The organism is Lelliottia sp. CFBP8978 (assembly GCF_034046055.2).
Taxonomy (GTDB): domain Bacteria; phylum Pseudomonadota; class Gammaproteobacteria; order Enterobacterales; family Enterobacteriaceae; genus Enterobacter.
The window spans coordinates 359,272-375,434 of record NZ_CM188253.1; the positions used below are offsets into that span (position 1 = coordinate 359,272).

The following is a 16,163-nucleotide window of genomic DNA, read 5'->3' on the forward strand; positions in this document are numbered from 1 at the left end:
ATGAGTGATTTCCATGCATGGGAAGCCAGTGAGTGCGAGCACTTTACTGATGTGAATGTGTCAGAGAAAACAGTGGTCTGTAAACGTAAAACTGTACCAGGAATTACCCTCACCATTGGTATGTTTTTTGATGGTACCGGGAATAACGTTTTTAATACCGATAATCGTCTTTTAAATACATGCACAAATATGGATGTCGGTGTAAATGCAGAGGATGCCGAGTCCTGCTCACGTAAACTAGATATGAGTGATAATGGAGCAGGAAGTTATCTCGGTTATTATTCTAATATCCATTGGTTAAATACATTGTATTCAGTCGATGCACAGATAAAAATAGATGAAAAAACAGACTATCAGGTGGCTGTGTATGTAGAAGGTATCGGCACAGCTAGAGATAAAGAAGATAGTTTAATTGGAATGGGTATTGGAGAAGTTTTTGAAGGGGTAACTAAAAAGGTCGATGACGCTATCCAGCTGATTTCTAAGCAATTCTTGGCAGCGGCCCTCTGATGCAACTGATTGACGAGCAGCCAGAGGCTACAGAAAGCGATCTGCATGAACTGTTGCGCCCGATCCTGCGCGATCATTTCCAGCCCGCGCTGCTGGCCCGTTTCCAGACGGTGATCTTCCGGCCACTGGCCGAAACCGCGATGCGCACCATCGTGCAGATGAAGCTCGACCAGGTCAGTAAGCGCCTGCACCGCCACTACGGCCTGTCCACCCACATTGATGAGAGTCTGTTCGATGCCCTGACCGCCGCCTGCCTGTTGCCGGATACCGGCGCGCGCAACGTCGACAGCCTGCTCAACCAGCAGATTTTGCCGGTGCTGAGTCAGCAACTGCTTATGCACATGGCGGCGAAACAGAAGCCGACGTCGCTGACGTTAGGCTGGAGCGATGAAGAAGGGATTGGGCTTGAATTTTCAGAAGCGGCTGAACGCTAATCCGGAGGCAGGGAATGACCATTCATGATGCCAGTAAGAAAAAGAAGGACGACAAGAAGCAGGACGATGATTCCGTCAGAAAACTGACCACCGGGGAAGTCGCCTTAGCCAGAACGGTATTCGGCAACCGGATCGATTACGATAAGGTGAAAATTCATCATGGTAGCTATCTGCCGTTTGGGTTGCAGGATGAACATACAGCCATGACGCCTAATGGTGAAATATATTTCAGGTATTGGTATCGCGATGACTTTTCAAAAAGCTTGCCATTTTTACGGCATTTATTTATTCACGAAATGAGTCATGTTTGGCAGAGAGAACGGGGAATGAACGTCATTGCCAGAGGCTTGATAAGCTGGCTGGTGAGCTATCGGTATACGCTCGATGGGCGACTGTTAAGCGAATATTCAATGGAGCAGCAAGCACAAATCATTGCAGATAATTTTGCTTTGCAAAGTGAAGGGTATTATGGCTGGTTAAAACTGAGGATTGACCATAGTATAACTTTGGATGGTGATATTTCTGAATCTGTCATTAAGCAAGGGTATAAAAACGCGTTAAGAGGTTTTCCATGGTAATTCCGATCGTTTTTCGGGTTCTGCGTGCAGGCCTGCTTGCTGCTATATTTTTGCAAACTTTAACAGGATGTCCGGGGCCTGGCGACAGACTGCAACCAGATGAAGAGGGACATATCATTGTTAATGATGGGAGTGTTTGCTTCTCTGTCAATGGTGGCGATGACTATGTTTTAAAGTACATATCTATTAATCCTCGGGGAACAAAATCTAAAAATGAAAAAATAATATTCAGCCCACAATTACGGATAAGTAATGAATTACTTTGCATTCCACCGTCTTTTTATAATTTTAATAAAGATGGTCAGTATTTCATTCAGGCAAGCTTTGCCTCATTAAGGCATGAGGACCGTCCTCGACGTATTGTTTCAGCACTTGAGGTGAGTAAAGGCGTGGTTCATAACATACGACCCAACGATATGGAGATCCTAAGGTCGTATGATGAAATGATAAAGAATTGATGAATGGCAGTCTCGGGAAGTAAGTAATTTTCTTTAGCATGAACAATTTTGAAATTCCCGAATAAATGGTTAGAGCCCTCATTGCGCTGTCGGGGCTGGAATTGTAATAACTTTTTCGTACTCGCTGAGTACCCCTGATTAAATCTGCTACTTGCCCTTCGTCAAGAGAGTAATGAACAGCAGGTTATCCCATGGAGTCGATATCATGAGTCTGACCGATACGTTCAAGGCCCTAACTGAAGATGGGCTGAACCGTTACCGTCTGGATATACCGTCCTGTACTGCAGCACTGGATGTGGAAGAATTTAACGGTAATGAGTTCATGAGCGAGCTTTATACCTATACCATCATATTTACCAGCAGCGCTCAGAATATCAGTTCAGCGCAACTGTTGACCAAACCTGCCACGCTAACCATGGGAACCGGGCCTCTGATGGGGTTGACCGGGCAGAAAGTGGTACATGGTGTGGTGACGCATTTTAAGCGTATCAGTGGCTCACGTGACCAGGCGACGTACCAGATTATTATTGAGCCGTTCCTGTCTTTGCTGCGCAAGCAATTCCGTACCCACCGCTTTTTCGTTAATAAGTCGGTACCGGAAGTTGTCGCCGAAGTTTTGCAGGAACATGGCCTGAAAGGCTGGGAATATGAGTTCACCCTCAAAGCAGACTATCCGAAGCGTGAACAGATTAACCAGTACAAGGAAAATGACCTCGAGTTTATTGAGCGTTTGCTGGCCGAAGTGGGGATTTTCTACTTCTTCACCCTGCAACCCGATACCCAGACTGAAGTGGTGCATTTCGCAGACAAGCAGAGCGCTTGGACGTTTGGTAAATCGCTGCCACTCAGCAGCCCGTCAGGGATGAGTGATAATGCTGCTGACTCGATATGGGGGGTTAACGTCCGACAGAACGTGGTAGAGCGTAATGTTACTGCCAGTGATTACAATCACCGTGAAGCCCAGAATATCCTGACCTCTGTACCGGCGGACATGACCCGTGGCGACGGTGACGGTGTGGCCTACGGTGAGGTTTATCACTACCTGCCGCGTCATCTTGAACGTGGCGATAAAATCACACCTTCAGCGGAAACCGGCAACTTCTGGGCTCGGCTTGAACACGAGCGTTTTCTGTCAGGACAGACGACTATCAGCGGCTGCAGTAATGATGCTTTGCTTTCTCCGGCGCAGGTATTAACCATCAGTGAACTGGCGATACCGCCGACTTTACCCTCAGAAACGGACAACGGCATTATCATTACCCGCACGGGTTATATTGCCAGCCGTAAGAATGCCCTGGTAGTCATGTGGGAAGGGATGCCGTACTACGAAAACCGTTGCTGGCGTCCTGCGGCTAAAAAGCGCCCGGTGGTGAGCGGCACCCTGATGGCGCGCGTGACCAGCGCCAAGGATAACGACATCTACGCCTGGCAGGATGCATCCGGCATGTACCGGGTAAAATTTGACGCCGACCGCGACGACAAACGCCAGGGCATGGAAAGTATGCCGGTACGCTTCGCCAAGCCCTACGGTGGTGATAAGTACGGCTTCCACTTCCCGCTGATTCAGGGTACTGAAGTGGCCATCGCTTTCCATGAAGGTGACCCGGACCGCCCGTATATCGCCCACGCGATGCACGACTCCCGCCATGTCGACCACGTCACTGAGGCCAACAGCACGCGCAATGTTATCCGCACAGCAGGGCTGAACAAGCTGCGGATGGAGGACAAGCGCGGTGAAGAGCACGTTAAGCTCAGTACAGAGTACGGTGGTAAGACCCAACTTAATTTAGGTCACAACGTCGATGCGAGCAGGATTCTTCGCGGTGAAGGTGCTGAATTGCGTACCGATCGGTATGTGTCCATCCGGGGTGGTGCCGGGGTGTTTATCACTGCAGATAAACAGCCGTTTGCCGGGGACAAGATGCTTTCTATGCAGGAGGCGATTGCCCAGCTCGAGAATGCACTGAGTATTGCCCGAAGCATGTCAGACGCAGCTGAAACTGCGCAGGCGCTACCCGCGGATATTCAGAGCCAGGTGAAGTTAACTGATGCCCTCAAAGATCTGGTGCAGCCAGGAATTGTGTTGAATGCACCTGAAGGCGTGAGTATCACCAGCCCACAGGCGGTTCGCATGGCGTCGGGTAGTGCCAGCGTAGGGATTATGTCACAACAAAACACTGACATCAGTGCACTTAAACACTTTACAGTGGCAGCGGGAGAAGCCGTGAGTATGTTGGCTCGTAAGGCCGGGATGAAACTCTTTGCCGCTAAGGGTAAGGTAGAAATTCAGGCTCAGGATGATGCGCTTGATGCGATAGCCAAAAAGGATGTGACCGTAACCAGTACGGAAGGGCGGGTTGAAATCACGGCAGCGAAAGATGTCGTGCTGAAAAACCTGGATGGATCGTTCATCCAGTTGCAGGGTAAAAATATTATTCTGGGCTGTGAAGGTAATATCCTGTGGAAATGTGCCAATGCGCAGAAAATGGGAAGTGCAAGCATGTGCAGTTCTATGCCTCAGTTTCCATCTGGATATAGTGGGAAATTTGCAGCATCTTCTGATTCTGGCGTACCTGTAGCTGCAGCTGCGTACATGTTGAATGCAAGTAATGGGCAGAAACTATTTGGTAAAACTAACGAGAATGGTGAAACAGTTCCGGTTTATACATCAAACTCGAATGAGCCAATTGAGTTAGAAATAATGCAAAGTGACTATTGGTACGATAGCGAAAACATTGTGGATAGAGTTCATTGTTCAACATTTTCAGATATGTCATTTCAGTATGATGGCTGTCAATGCAGTGATTGTGAGGGGAATGGAGATGAATAGTGTTATTTTTAATTGCAGATTTTTATTGTTCATTTGTATGGTCTCGTTTGGGGCTTTTGCTAATAGTGACTGGAACGCCAAAGCAGTACAAATGCAATGCGGTTCTGCCTTAGTAAAAGTAACTGCTGAGTGTCAGATGTACCAAGGGAGCTCCACAGAAAATATATGCAAAGATTATCAGTTGGAAGTTAAAACCAGTGCAAGCAATAAAGTATTTCATTTGCCATATATTCCAAAGGAACAGATAAAGATTTTAGAAGATCAAGGTTATACTTTTAATAATGTCGTTAAGCCTGGTGATTGGGCTCCTTCCACAATGAAATGTTATGAAAATGACAGTATTGTCATAGGTTATCATCTGGGATTGGATGAAGAAGAGAGTGTAAGTGGTTCTTTGCTATCCTATATTGATGCACCATTTTTTAATCTGTCAGGGGAGTTTATTACAGGCAAGAAACTTTCTGAGCTTAGATCTCGAGAAATAAAAGACCCATATAATAATACAAATATAGACTTTATTAGCAATCGCTGAGGTATGGCATGTCTGATTTATATGAGTACTTGAATGCAAAAAAAGGGAAGGCATATTTTGATGACCAAATTAAACCATTCTCTTTAATATCACTCTATCCGGATATTGATACATCTCGAAAGCTAAGAGGAAATAGCCGCACAACAGGAGATGCTGACAAAGAAGTCCAGGATGCTATCATAGATATGATAATCACTATAGCCGTCCGCTATGGATTGAGTTATAAAGAAATCTCATATATATTACTAACGGCAAAAGTTGAATCTGGATTTAACCCGGATGCGGCTGCGGGGACTACAAGTGCCGCTGGTTTAGCTCAAGGTACTGTTGGTTTTATCAATGATACATTAACACAATCTGAAGACATTCTTGGTTTTCAGCTAGATCTTCGTAATGAAGAAGTTTTTGATGCTGAGAAGGGATGCTATGCGGTAATATATTCTTTTCTGCTTAATAAGTCTAAGGTAATGGAGAGTTACACATCAGATCAAAGTGAATACTGGGAATGGCTTTATTTGTTGCATCATGATGGTGCCTATAGTTTAGGGAAATATCTCGATGGTACGCGTAAGAAAAGCAAAGATGGGATAAAATGGGCGCAATATATAACCGATCGCTTATCTGTTACGGAAGGGTTGCTCAAAAACACTGAGGTAAGCACTAAATTTAAGCTGTCAATTGGGGATAATACAGCATTCAAAAATAAAAACTATATTGCTGCTATTTCTCCGTTTCCTGTTTCAACATGTCCGAATCTAGTGTCAGATTATGAGAAATCTCTAGTTTTTATCAAAGGCATGACTGATGCAAATGGGATGACTGAATCAGTCAATGCTATCGCAGGTTCAGAAATTGTGTTTACTATTCTTGCTGATAATTATAAAGAATTAGCTAAAGCAACTGGTGAAAAAGATACCGATGGAAAGCATAAGACTCTAACTTATACCGTTAAGAAAGGTGACACTTTATCGGCAATAGCTAAGAGTCATTGCATATCAGTTGAGAAGCTAGCAAGAATTAATAAGATTCATAACGTAAACATGTTACGCGTGGGTGCTAAATTGAAAATACCCGACGATAATCAAAACCATGGGTATGTTAGCCGCTATGTTTCAGAGAAGACAAAAAAAGAGATTCTCAAAACCGTTGGGGTTGAAAATGCTAATACTAAAGCAGCCATAGAGTATTCGAGAAGCCATATTGTTTTGCCAAAAGGAAGCAAGTCCGCAGACTCGGAAAAGAAAAACAATGTAATTCATATTAAAACTACGACGACAGATAAGTCTGTTGCTCGTAGGAGTAAAAGTGATCCAGAGAAACATCAGACTACTTCCGAGGGGAAAGCTAAAAATGTTTCTGTTGATAAAGACTTTGAGCCGGTGGTGGATTTTTCTAAAGATATTCCTCTTAGCTTGAAAAATCTGGTAACCAATCATTCTCTTGATATTATAAAAGAAATAATGAAATCGTCAGGTGTGCATAAAATCATGATAACTAGTACGTTACGTTCTGTTGAAAAACAAGTGAATGCTATGTATGGTAATATGCAAGGCAAGGGGATAGATTCTCAGTTAGCATATTATGCTAAAGCTGGGAGAGAGGTCATTAAAGCGGCCATAGATGCCGGTGGGAATGATCATAGCAAAACAGCTGCAGTTAAAGCAGCTATGACAGAAAAAGTAATTCAACTTCAAAGTGAGGGGCGATTAGTATCACGTCACTGTGTTTCAGAAGAAATGTATGCTAAGAGAAATGTATTTGATATTAGTAAAAACCTATCAAGTAAGCGAAGTGTGTTATTAGCCTTTGATAAGGCTCTTACGGAATATGCTGCCAATAATGATGGCTTTAAATACATCAGCCCTTTTTTGCATAGCGGTGAGCCGGCGTTCCATGTGGAGATTGTACAATGAAAATATTTTTAGTGATTTCCCTGTTTCTTTTCCCTTTTTTTTTAAATGCAAGTGCTTTTTCTTTAGAACCTGGATTATATCATCTCGAATGGGCATATGGACCTAATGACAATTATAAAACTATAGCTGGCGTTGTTGGGGATGTTGATGAGGTTGACGGGTTTTATTATTTGAAAAATAAAATTGATGACCAGTCCAACGATGAAGTATATATTGTAATCAATAAGGGCTCTGGTGCTGTTTTCTTCAAGCATGAAGAAATTGAAGGTGGGCCAACTATTGGGTGGGCCAACTTCCAATTGAATGATAAGGTAATATTGATTGATACTCCAACCACAAGAAATTTTTATGATAATACCGATGGTGATAGTGATCGTGACATAAAATATAAGGTGGGTGTTAAATTCTCTGGAAATAAGAAAGTTAAAAAAACATCTGAAATTGCTCCTATAGAAATTTTAAAAAATGATGTTTTCAAGATCGACTGTTCTGAATATTTTAAATCAAACGAAAAATACGGAGGTAAAGAGAAAAAAAATGATCCAATGGAAGACTATAGTAGTAGTGTTTTTTTGAGTAATGATGGCTTATGTAACTCCATTTTAAATAAGAATAATAAGGTTGAGGTGTTAAAGGGTTGGATGCTTTTCAAGAGAATTATCTAAATTATCTATCTGGAAAGTATGCGCAGCTCATTCTATATTGAAATGGGATTATGTTTAAGTTAATGTCCTTCCTTGTTTTGTTTTTACCTGCCATTGCATTCAGCAATGGTCTCAAAATAAAAGATGGCTTGTATTATGGTTATTGGGTTTATAAAGAGAAGGGGGTGTTGAAAGAATATGGGGTTTTGGCTAACAATCCAAAAAAAGATTCTAGTGAATATATTTTAAGCCCCGACCCTGAATTTGCCGCCACTAATGAAATATACATTAAAATAAATAATAATGTGCCTACTATATTCTTTTATCATGAAAGTAGTGATGCCGATTTAAATGTTGTAGGGTGGGCAGGTGCTAAGTTTTCAGGGGGCGAAATGATTGTTTCTGCAAACACTATTCGCTTTTTAAAAGAAGATTCGAAAGAACGAATTTCTGTTGGCGATAAATTTGATGGTAAAGTTGTTCGCCTTGATATCGAAGAGAAGGCACCGATAGAAGAAGTCAATGATGAAGGGTTTAGTATTGATTGCAATCAATATTTAAAAACTAATAATTATGCGGAAACGGGGCTTCCTGATGTTGAGGAGCCAGACCCATCAGGCAGGAAAGATATATTAGTCGGATATCCTGCTACAGTATTCGCCGTCGATGAGCTCGGTATTTGTTCTGCATTTCTCGATGATGATATTGTTTCTCAAATTAAAAACGGATGGATTCAGTTCCGTCGCCTCAATTAAAACGTGTAAACTAATTTGTTAGGTGTGCTATGTCCAAAGGATTTGTATTGCTTGGGGATAAAACAACGCATGGCGGTGAGGTTATCTCTGCATCTTCGACCATGATTGTGAACGGAAAGAAAGTAGCCTTAGTTGGCGATGAAATTAATTGTCCTGTTGAAGGGCATGGTATTAATGCCATTATAGAAGGATCACCTGAATGGATTTCTGATGGCAAAGAAGTTGTGGTGGATGGCTGCGAATGTGAATGTGGCTGCCATGTTATCTCCAGTGCGCCGGATTGTTCAGTAGGATAAGTTATGAGCTGGGAGCGTCAGAAAGCCACAATTGCTACAGAACCTGATGAGCCGTCACTGGTCATCTGGCTGATTGCAGGCCTTATTGCTGTTATTGCTGGAGTGTTGCTCTTTGTACTCCACGCCAATCAGTTTCTGGGTAAATTGCAAAAATTTAACCTCTGGATTGTTTCCGGAGGCCCTCTTTTTCTCTGGTTCGTGACGATTTGCATTCGCGGATGGATATATAACCACGCAATGGACCGCCATCAGTTTGAATCCGATGAGGCAGACTATGCACAGCAGCAATGGGTTTCCTGGGCCGGGCGTTATCTGGCGGTTCTGTATAGCCGGGTTATCCTGCCTGATGAATTGACACCATCCACATTTCTGCAGGCCCCCAAAGATCTCGAGCAGAGTAGCTCTCTTTCTCGGGGAATAACGTTACCTGTTGGCGAAGATGCTTTTTCAGCATTGATTGGGGGCTTGGACATATCAGAATTACAGCGCTTATCTGACCTCCCTTTCCACGCAACCTTACTGACTGATTCACACGATCCTGATGTGACATTACAGAGAGAATTTTCAGCATGCTGGCTCCAGTTTGTTGGACAGGCGTTTCCCTTACCGTTACTGACGATTCTTAAAGACCGAACCTTCGATTGGGTGGGCGAACGTCTTAAATCCCCTATTCTGGATGTTGAGCTTCTGTTGGTTCACCAGACTCAGGGAGGGAATGAGTACAGTGATTCGCTCTCGGCTTTAATGCTGACCTCTGATGATGTAGCAATGAAGTATCAGCTAAACCATCACGCTCGCCTGCTTCGGCCTATGTCGCTTGAATCAACCCAAATGTTGAGTGAAGAGCTCAATACCTTTTTCTCGACCCAGTCACAGGCTATTGCTGCGCGTGCAATTGTGGGCGATAGCATGGAGTGGGGGGGGGATTTTTCCACTATTCTGGCCAGTGCAAAACAATATGAAGGCAGCTGGAAACCCCAGCAGTGCCATTGGCTGGAGAAATATGCCGGACTTAGCGGTCCTTTCTCATCGTGGATTATTGCTGCCGTCGTTAGTGATATAGCCGTGCTCACAAAAGAAGATTGCCTAATGCTCTCGGGTGACAAAGAGCAGCGATTTTTAAATACCGTAACTACAGGGAATCTGATGAATGGCGAAGGATAACTCAGTGTGGCGTGGTAACTGGGGACGCATCAGTATTACTGTGCTGATTGCTGCCGCGATCGGATTGGCCATCTGGAAAAAGGGCGATGCGTTCGGACTGACCAGTAATGGCCTTAAGCTGCTGGTATTTGTGGCGGTGATAATCCTCCTGCTACTTGTCCGCCATGGCAAAATAATTAGCCTTGCCATTAAGCAGGGCTGGCGTCGTTATCAGGCTATGCGAAATAATGTGCTGCCAGCCGATGAAAGTCGCGTTAAGCAGACCGCCCCCTGTAATGTCACCGTAACGGCCATTCGTCAGGCGATGCGCAATTTGTACGGCCGTCGCTGGAGCCGTAAGGTTCGTGTTCTGCTGATAACCGGGACCGTCGCTGAGGTGGAACAACTGACGCCGGGTCTTACCACCCAACTCTGGCAGGAAGACCGCGGCACGCTGCTGTTGTGGGGGGGTGACCTCAATACCCCGACGGACAGCGCCTGGCTGACCGCGCTGCGTAAGCTGCGTCGTCGTCCGGCGGATGGTCTGGTATGGGTGACCTCGGCCTTTGACCAGCTCTCAGCGCCAGGGCTGGAACAACCGCTACCGGTCCCGTCCGAAAGCATCATGGACTCCCTTTCTCACGCCATCAGCGACCTTATGGACGTGCTCGGCTGGAAGCTCCCGCTATATGTCTGGTCCCTGCATCCGCGCGCCGGTAAACCGGAAGGGCGCATTGTGCAGGCGACAGGCTGTCTGTTGCCTGCCGGGTGTCGTACCGAAGGACTGGCGCAGCAGCTTAATGTCCTGGCATCTGACCTGACTTCTCAGGGGCTGCAGCAGACCTGCGGTGACATAAAACATCACTTCCTGCTGGCGCTGGCTGACCAGCTGATTCGTGAACCGGAGAGCGTGACCGCACCGCTGTCAGTCATGCTCAATCCGTACCGGCCGCTGCCGCTGGCGGGCATGGTGTTCAGCCAGCCATCCGCGGGCGCTGAGCGCAGCGTGCAGCACCACTGGGGTATGGACCGCCGCTGGGATGTGCTGCCAGATACTGTTCGCTCGCTTCCGGCTGCGCTGCGTCCGCATAAACCCGGTCTTCCGTGGGGCAACGTACTGACTTCCGTTGTCGGGCTGCTGATGGTGTCATGGGCAGCCTGGATGGGCGTGTCGTATATCAGTAACAGGCAGCAGATTGACGGCGCGAATGCCCAGGCAACGCTTGCCGCCCGTCAGAACCTGCCAGTTGAACAACGCCTGCACGCACTGTACGAACTGCAGAAAACGCTGGCCCGACTGCAGTACCGTTCAGAGCACGGAGTGCCGTGGTATGAGCGTGCCGGACTCAGTCAGAATGACGCCCTGCAGGCCGCGCTCTGGCCACGTTATCAGGACAGCGCTCTGCCGCTGTTGCGTGATGCCGCCGCCGGACATTTGCAGACACAGCTTAACGCCTTCAATGCCCTGCCGCCGGGCAGCCCGCTGCGTGAGCAGATGGCAAAAACCACCTGGGAGCAGCTCAAACTTTACCTGATGCTGGCCCGCCCGGCGCATATGGATGCGGCCTGGTTCAGTTCCGCGCTGCTGCATGACTGGCCGAAACGTGATGGCGTGAAAGACGGTGTCTGGCAGGGCGTGGCCCCGTCATTGCTGTCATTTTATGGTGCACAGCTGGCCCGTCATCCGCAGTGGTCCCTGCCTGCGAATGAGGGCATGGTCAGCCAGGTGCGCTCCCTGCTGGTTCGTCTGATGGGCGTGCGTAACAGTGAATCCACCCTGTATCAAAAGATGCTCTCTCAGGTGGCTCATCTGTATGCCGATATGCGTCTGGAAGACATGACGGGCGAGACCGATGCTGCCCGTCTGTTCAGTACAACTGAAATCGTGCCGGGGATGTTCACACGCCAGGCCTGGGAGCAGGCCGTGCAGCCCGCCATTGAAAAAGTCGTCAAGGCTCGCCGGGACGAGCTCGACTGGGTACTGACTGACAGCAATCGGTCGGTGCCCTCTCAGGATGAAAGCTCCCCGGAAGCGCTGAAGAAACAGCTGACGGAGCGCTATTTTGCAGATTTTGGCGGGGCCTGGCTGGCGTTCCTCAACAGTCTGCGGCTTCATCGTGCCGCCACACTGTCGGACTCGATTGACCAGTTAACCCTGATGGCCGACGTGCGCCAGTCTCCTCTGGTGGCCCTGATGAATACCCTGAACGTGCAGGGCCGCACCGGGCAGACCGGGGAGGCAATATCTGACTCGCTGGTGAAATCGGCGAAGAATCTGCTGGGCGGTGACAGCCAGGATGCCATTGACCAGAGCGCCGGGGTACATGGCCCGCTGGATGCGACTTTTGGCCCGGTCATCGCGCTGATGGACAAGAGCCGCACCGGAACCGATGCACAGAGTCTGCAGTCCTTCCTGACCCGGGTGACGCAGGTGCGTCTGCGCCTGCAGCAGGTGACCAACGCCGCGGACCCGCAGGCCATGACCCAGACGCTTGCCCAGACGGTGTTCCAGGGCAAGGCGGTCGACCTGACCGAAACCCGTGATTACGGCAGCCTGATTGCGGCGGGCCTCGGTCAGGAGTGGAGTGGTTTTGGTCAGACGGTATTTGTGAACCCCATGGAGCAGGCCTGGCAGCAGGTGCTCACCCCGGCGGCCGACAGCCTCAATACACAGTGGCAGCAGGCGGTGGTCAGCGAGTGGAACAGTGCATTTGGGGGACGCTATCCGTTCAGCGATGCCAGCAGTGATGTTTCCCTTCCGCTGCTCGCGAAATACCTGAATGCCGATTCCGGGCGTATCGCGCAGTTCCTGCAGACTCGCCTGAAAGGGGTTTTGCACCGTGAGGGCAACCACTGGCTGCCGGACAGCATTAACGCCCAGGGACTGACCTTTAATCCGGCCTTCCTCAATGCCATCAACACCCTGAGTCATATCTCGGATGTGGCGTTCACCGAGGGCAATGCCGGGATGAACTTTGAATTGCGTCCGGGTACCGCCGCCGGCGTGATGCAGACTGACATGATTATCGACAGCCAGAAACTGACCTACGTGAATCAGCTCCCGGCGTGGAAGCGCTTCACCTGGCCTGCGGATACCGAAGCGCCCGGCGCGAACCTGAGCTGGATTAGCACGCAGGCGGGGACCCGGCAGTATGCGGATATCCCCGGCGCCTGGGGGTGGATACGTCTGCTCGATAAGGCGGCCGTCAGTGCTTATCCGGGCGTGGGCAGCAGCTACAGCCTGAGCTGGAAAGCGCAGGACGGACGAACGTTGAATTACACCCTGCGAACTGAAGCAGGAGAGGGACCTCTGGTGCTGCTGAAACTGCGTAATTTCCGCCTGCCGGATACTATCTTCAGCGTCAGCGCCCAGGCATCTTCTCCGGATACCACTGACAGCGCTGATGCGGCGGAGGTGTACTGATGAACACCCTGAATCCGTTACTCAGCGCCTGTCAGGCTGATAAAGCGGCTTTGCTGCAGACCACCCGTGAACGGGTGGCAAAGTGGGACAGCTGGCTGCAGCCGTTATCAGATTCGTCGCCCGTTGGGGATGACCCGGGCTATGACGATGACTTCCAGCAGATGCGTGAAGAGGTCAACAAACTCTCCGGCGCCGACACGGAGCTTATCTGTCGTCTGGCGGAAAAACTGCTCACGACCACCGCCAAAGACATTCGGGTGGCAACGTACTACTGCTGGGCGAAGCTGCATCGTGAGGGGGAGCAGGGGCTGGCCGATGGGCTGGAACTACTGGCCGGACTGCTGGAACGCTATGGACAGCAACTTCACCCGCAGCGTGACCGCAGCCGCAAGGCGGCGATGGAGTGGCTGGCGGGTTCACGCCTGACCGACAGTCTGTCGCTGTACCCGGAAGTGGTCCGGGAAGAGACGCTGCGGACCGCCGGAGCGCTGCTGCTGATAGCACACCTGACCCAGGACGATCCGGATGCAACCCGGCCGCAGCTCAGTGCGCTGTACGGTGCTCTGGAGAGTCGGCTGCAGAAAGCCGGTGGCGTGGATGCCGTCGTGCCGCAGAATGCCAGCCATAGCGAACCGCCTGCCACAACGCGTCACGGTGATGTCCTGGCTCCAGGGCGTATTACCTCCGGTCAGGATTTGCTGGCGCAGGCGCGCACCTTCTCCGAATACCTGCGTGAGCAACCTGACGGCTGGCTGTCAGCGCATCACCTGATGAAAAGTCTGCGCCACGATACGCTGCATGCCATTCCTGGCCCGGATGCGCAGGGGCGCACGCGTATCGAGCCGCCCAGAGCGGACCAGCGGGCGTTACTCAAGCGCCTTTACCTGCAGCAGAACTGGAGTGAAATGCTGGAGACCGCCGACAGTACCTTTTCCCGGGGTGCCAACCATCTGTGGCTGGATCTGCAGTGGTATATCCACCAGGCGCTGATGAATTCTGGTCAGGCTACGCTGGCAGACATTGTGGCGGCCGATCTGAAAGGGCTGCTGACCCGTCTGTCCGGACTGGAAGCGCTGGCCTTCAGTGATGGCACCCCCTTTGCCGATGAAGTGACCCTGAACTGGATCCAGCAGCGCGTGCTGGATGCGACGGGCGGGTGGGGGAATGACACGCCGTCTGCTCAGATGGCCTCCGGAAACGATGACATTCTGGCCCTGGAGCCGGAAGCCGTGGCGCTGGCCGACAGTGAAGGTCCGGATGCGGCGCTGGGCTGGTTGCAGAGCCGTCCAGGCATCACGACTGACCGTCAGAAGTGGCTGCTGCGTCTGCTGATGGGCAGGATTGCTGAGCAGTACGGTAAAAATGAGCTGGCGGTGCATCTGTTTGCTGAACTGGGCGATCGGGCCAGTGAAGTCACTCTCACCGACTGGGAGCCTGAGCTGCTGTTTGAAGTGCGTGCCCGTCACCTGAAACTGCTTCGAATCAAAGCCGGACGCAGTGAGGCTGATAAAGCCCGCCTGGGTCCGGTTATGGACCAGTTACTTGCCGGTCTGATCACTCTCGATCCAGCGCGTGCGGCGGTGTTGTGTGGTTAAAAAATGCTTAATAATAAATCGCTGAGCATCTATCAGGAGGAAGAATGGAAACCGATCAGGAAAAAGAAGGCTCACTGCGAAGATTGACTTTGGGCGAAATTACACTGGCAAGCCCCATATTTATGTCAACCATTCCGTATAACAAGGTGTGGATCCATTGTGACAGTTATCTTCCCTTTGAATTGCAAAATGAACGTACGGCAATGACGCCCAATGGGGAGATCTATTTCCGCGTTTCATTATACCGGGAGGATTTTTCTCAATCGCTTCCTGATATGCAGCATTTATTTATTCATGAGATGGCTCATATATGGCAGCGGGAAAAAGGGATGAACGTCATCATGCGAGGGCTGGTAAGTTGGCTCGTCAGTTATCGATATCGTTTTGATGGCCGAATTTTAGCTGATTATCCAATGGAACAGCAGGCGCAGATCATTGCAGACTATTTCACGCTTGAAAGAGAAGGATACAGAGGATGGCGTGACCTGATTAGATCCCATGACGTTACACTTGACGGAGATATTAGCGAGTCGGCAATCAGGCGACAATATAAGCACGTATTAAAAGGATTTCCATGGTGTTAAAAAATAATCAACTGCCATATAAAGCATTGCTTTTCTGCATTTGTTTATTAACGCTTACAGGCTGCCCTGGGTCAGGAGACAGAATGCTTCCGGAAGAGGAGGCGAAGATCAGTATGGTTGGGACAAGTATATGTTTTTGGGTTCCTGATACTGAGCACTATCGTCTGTCAGATATGAGTATTTCACCCAGAGGAACTCCGCCTAATCAACGGGAATATCTATTCGGATCCGATTTTAAAATAATAAATGGAAAACTATGCGTTCCCCCTGAGCGCTGGCCGTTACCAGAGAAGGGTCAGTTTATTGCAAGGTATTTTCTTACATCGATATCACCTAATGGGTCATTCAGAAAAATCACTACTGGATTTGAAATTTCAAATGGTCAAATCAAGACAATTCGTCTCACCAGTCAAGAAGTGGTGAGATAGTTTCCACTTTTCGGGATGAGAATATTCTTTTATATATTC

At 48.8% G+C, this 16,163-nt stretch carries 14 protein-coding genes and 1 pseudogene; all 15 read left to right on the forward strand.

Annotated features, from left to right (window positions below):
- The gene (locus SOM82_RS01640; protein WP_501083548.1) at window positions 1–510 is read left to right on the forward strand and encodes a hypothetical protein; all 510 of its coding nucleotides are present in this window, start codon (window positions 1–3) and stop codon (window positions 508–510) included.
- Window positions 492–944: pseudogene (locus SOM82_RS01645) on the forward strand (ClpB D2-like domain containing protein); the annotation flags it as partial. The gene SOM82_RS01640 and the pseudogene SOM82_RS01645, both read left to right, overlap by 19 nt.
- 14 nt (window positions 945–958) lie before the next feature.
- A complete protein-coding gene (locus tag SOM82_RS01650) occupies window positions 959–1,522 on the forward strand; it encodes a type IV secretion protein Rhs (protein WP_320461751.1) in 564 nt (187 codons plus the stop codon).
- Window positions 1,516–1,980, forward strand: coding sequence for a putative T6SS immunity periplasmic lipoprotein (locus tag SOM82_RS01655; protein ID WP_320461750.1), 465 nt, complete (start codon window positions 1,516–1,518; stop codon window positions 1,978–1,980). Before SOM82_RS01650 ends, SOM82_RS01655 begins: the two co-directional genes overlap by 7 nt.
- Before the next feature lie 205 nt (window positions 1,981–2,185).
- Window positions 2,186–4,810: a type VI secretion system Vgr family protein gene (locus tag SOM82_RS01660; protein ID WP_320461749.1), complete on the forward strand. Its 2,625-nt coding sequence runs from the start codon at window positions 2,186–2,188 to the stop codon at window positions 4,808–4,810.
- Window positions 4,803–5,342, forward strand: coding sequence for a hypothetical protein (locus SOM82_RS01665; protein WP_320461748.1), 540 nt, complete (start codon window positions 4,803–4,805; stop codon window positions 5,340–5,342). Before SOM82_RS01660 ends, SOM82_RS01665 begins: the two co-directional genes overlap by 8 nt.
- Before the next feature lie 8 nt (window positions 5,343–5,350).
- Window positions 5,351–7,255, forward strand: coding sequence for a muramidase family protein (locus SOM82_RS01670; protein WP_320461747.1), 1,905 nt, complete (start codon window positions 5,351–5,353; stop codon window positions 7,253–7,255).
- Complete coding sequence (locus SOM82_RS01675; protein WP_320461746.1) at window positions 7,252–7,920, forward strand: hypothetical protein; 669 nt, start codon at window positions 7,252–7,254, stop codon at window positions 7,918–7,920. Before SOM82_RS01670 ends, SOM82_RS01675 begins: the two co-directional genes overlap by 4 nt.
- Before the next feature lie 50 nt (window positions 7,921–7,970).
- Window positions 7,971–8,654: a hypothetical protein gene (locus SOM82_RS01680; protein ID WP_320461745.1), complete on the forward strand. Its 684-nt coding sequence runs from the start codon at window positions 7,971–7,973 to the stop codon at window positions 8,652–8,654.
- A gap of 29 nt (window positions 8,655–8,683) precedes the next feature.
- Complete coding sequence (locus SOM82_RS01685) at window positions 8,684–8,950, forward strand: PAAR domain-containing protein (RefSeq protein ID WP_118664847.1); 267 nt, start codon at window positions 8,684–8,686, stop codon at window positions 8,948–8,950.
- 3 nt (window positions 8,951–8,953) lie between these two features.
- Window positions 8,954–10,114, forward strand: coding sequence for a KPHS_23130 family T6SS system protein (locus tag SOM82_RS01690; protein ID WP_320461744.1), 1,161 nt, complete (start codon window positions 8,954–8,956; stop codon window positions 10,112–10,114).
- Complete coding sequence (locus SOM82_RS01695; protein ID WP_320461743.1) at window positions 10,101–13,517, forward strand: ImcF-related family protein; 3,417 nt, start codon at window positions 10,101–10,103, stop codon at window positions 13,515–13,517. The genes SOM82_RS01690 and SOM82_RS01695 overlap by 14 nt, the downstream gene beginning before the upstream one ends.
- A complete protein-coding gene (gene tssA / locus SOM82_RS01700; RefSeq protein WP_320461742.1) occupies window positions 13,517–15,112 on the forward strand; it encodes a type VI secretion system protein TssA in 1,596 nt (531 codons plus the stop codon). The genes SOM82_RS01695 and tssA overlap by 1 nt, the downstream gene beginning before the upstream one ends.
- Before the next feature lie 44 nt (window positions 15,113–15,156).
- Window positions 15,157–15,696 carry a type IV secretion protein Rhs gene (locus SOM82_RS01705; protein WP_320461741.1) on the forward strand — a complete coding sequence of 180 codons (540 nt, stop codon included), beginning with the start codon at window positions 15,157–15,159 and terminating at the stop codon, window positions 15,694–15,696.
- Window positions 15,687–16,124, forward strand: coding sequence for a putative T6SS immunity periplasmic lipoprotein (locus tag SOM82_RS01710; RefSeq protein ID WP_320461740.1), 438 nt, complete (start codon window positions 15,687–15,689; stop codon window positions 16,122–16,124). Before SOM82_RS01705 ends, SOM82_RS01710 begins: the two co-directional genes overlap by 10 nt.
- Window positions 16,125–16,163: the final 39 nt, after the last annotated feature.

Bases quoted from the DNA above. Each gene is read 5' to 3' on its own strand.
- SOM82_RS01640 (WP_501083548.1), top strand. From the start codon at position 1: ATGAGTGATTTCCATGCATGGGAAGCCAGTGAGTGCGAGCACTTTACT.
- SOM82_RS01650 (WP_320461751.1), top strand. From the start codon at position 959: ATGACCATTCATGATGCCAGTAAGAAAAAGAAGGACGACAAGAAGCAG.
- SOM82_RS01655 (WP_320461750.1), top strand. From the start codon at position 1,516: ATGGTAATTCCGATCGTTTTTCGGGTTCTGCGTGCAGGCCTGCTTGCT.
- SOM82_RS01660 (WP_320461749.1), top strand. From the start codon at position 2,186: ATGAGTCTGACCGATACGTTCAAGGCCCTAACTGAAGATGGGCTGAAC.
- SOM82_RS01665 (WP_320461748.1), top strand. From the start codon at position 4,803: ATGAATAGTGTTATTTTTAATTGCAGATTTTTATTGTTCATTTGTATG.
- SOM82_RS01670 (WP_320461747.1), top strand. From the start codon at position 5,351: ATGTCTGATTTATATGAGTACTTGAATGCAAAAAAAGGGAAGGCATAT.
- SOM82_RS01675 (WP_320461746.1), top strand. From the start codon at position 7,252: ATGAAAATATTTTTAGTGATTTCCCTGTTTCTTTTCCCTTTTTTTTTA.
- SOM82_RS01680 (WP_320461745.1), top strand. From the start codon at position 7,971: ATGTTTAAGTTAATGTCCTTCCTTGTTTTGTTTTTACCTGCCATTGCA.
- SOM82_RS01685 (WP_118664847.1), top strand. From the start codon at position 8,684: ATGTCCAAAGGATTTGTATTGCTTGGGGATAAAACAACGCATGGCGGT.
- SOM82_RS01690 (WP_320461744.1), top strand. From the start codon at position 8,954: ATGAGCTGGGAGCGTCAGAAAGCCACAATTGCTACAGAACCTGATGAG.
- SOM82_RS01695 (WP_320461743.1), top strand. From the start codon at position 10,101: ATGGCGAAGGATAACTCAGTGTGGCGTGGTAACTGGGGACGCATCAGT.
- tssA (WP_320461742.1), top strand. From the start codon at position 13,517: ATGAACACCCTGAATCCGTTACTCAGCGCCTGTCAGGCTGATAAAGCG.
- SOM82_RS01705 (WP_320461741.1), top strand. From the start codon at position 15,157: ATGGAAACCGATCAGGAAAAAGAAGGCTCACTGCGAAGATTGACTTTG.
- SOM82_RS01710 (WP_320461740.1), top strand. From the start codon at position 15,687: ATGGTGTTAAAAAATAATCAACTGCCATATAAAGCATTGCTTTTCTGC.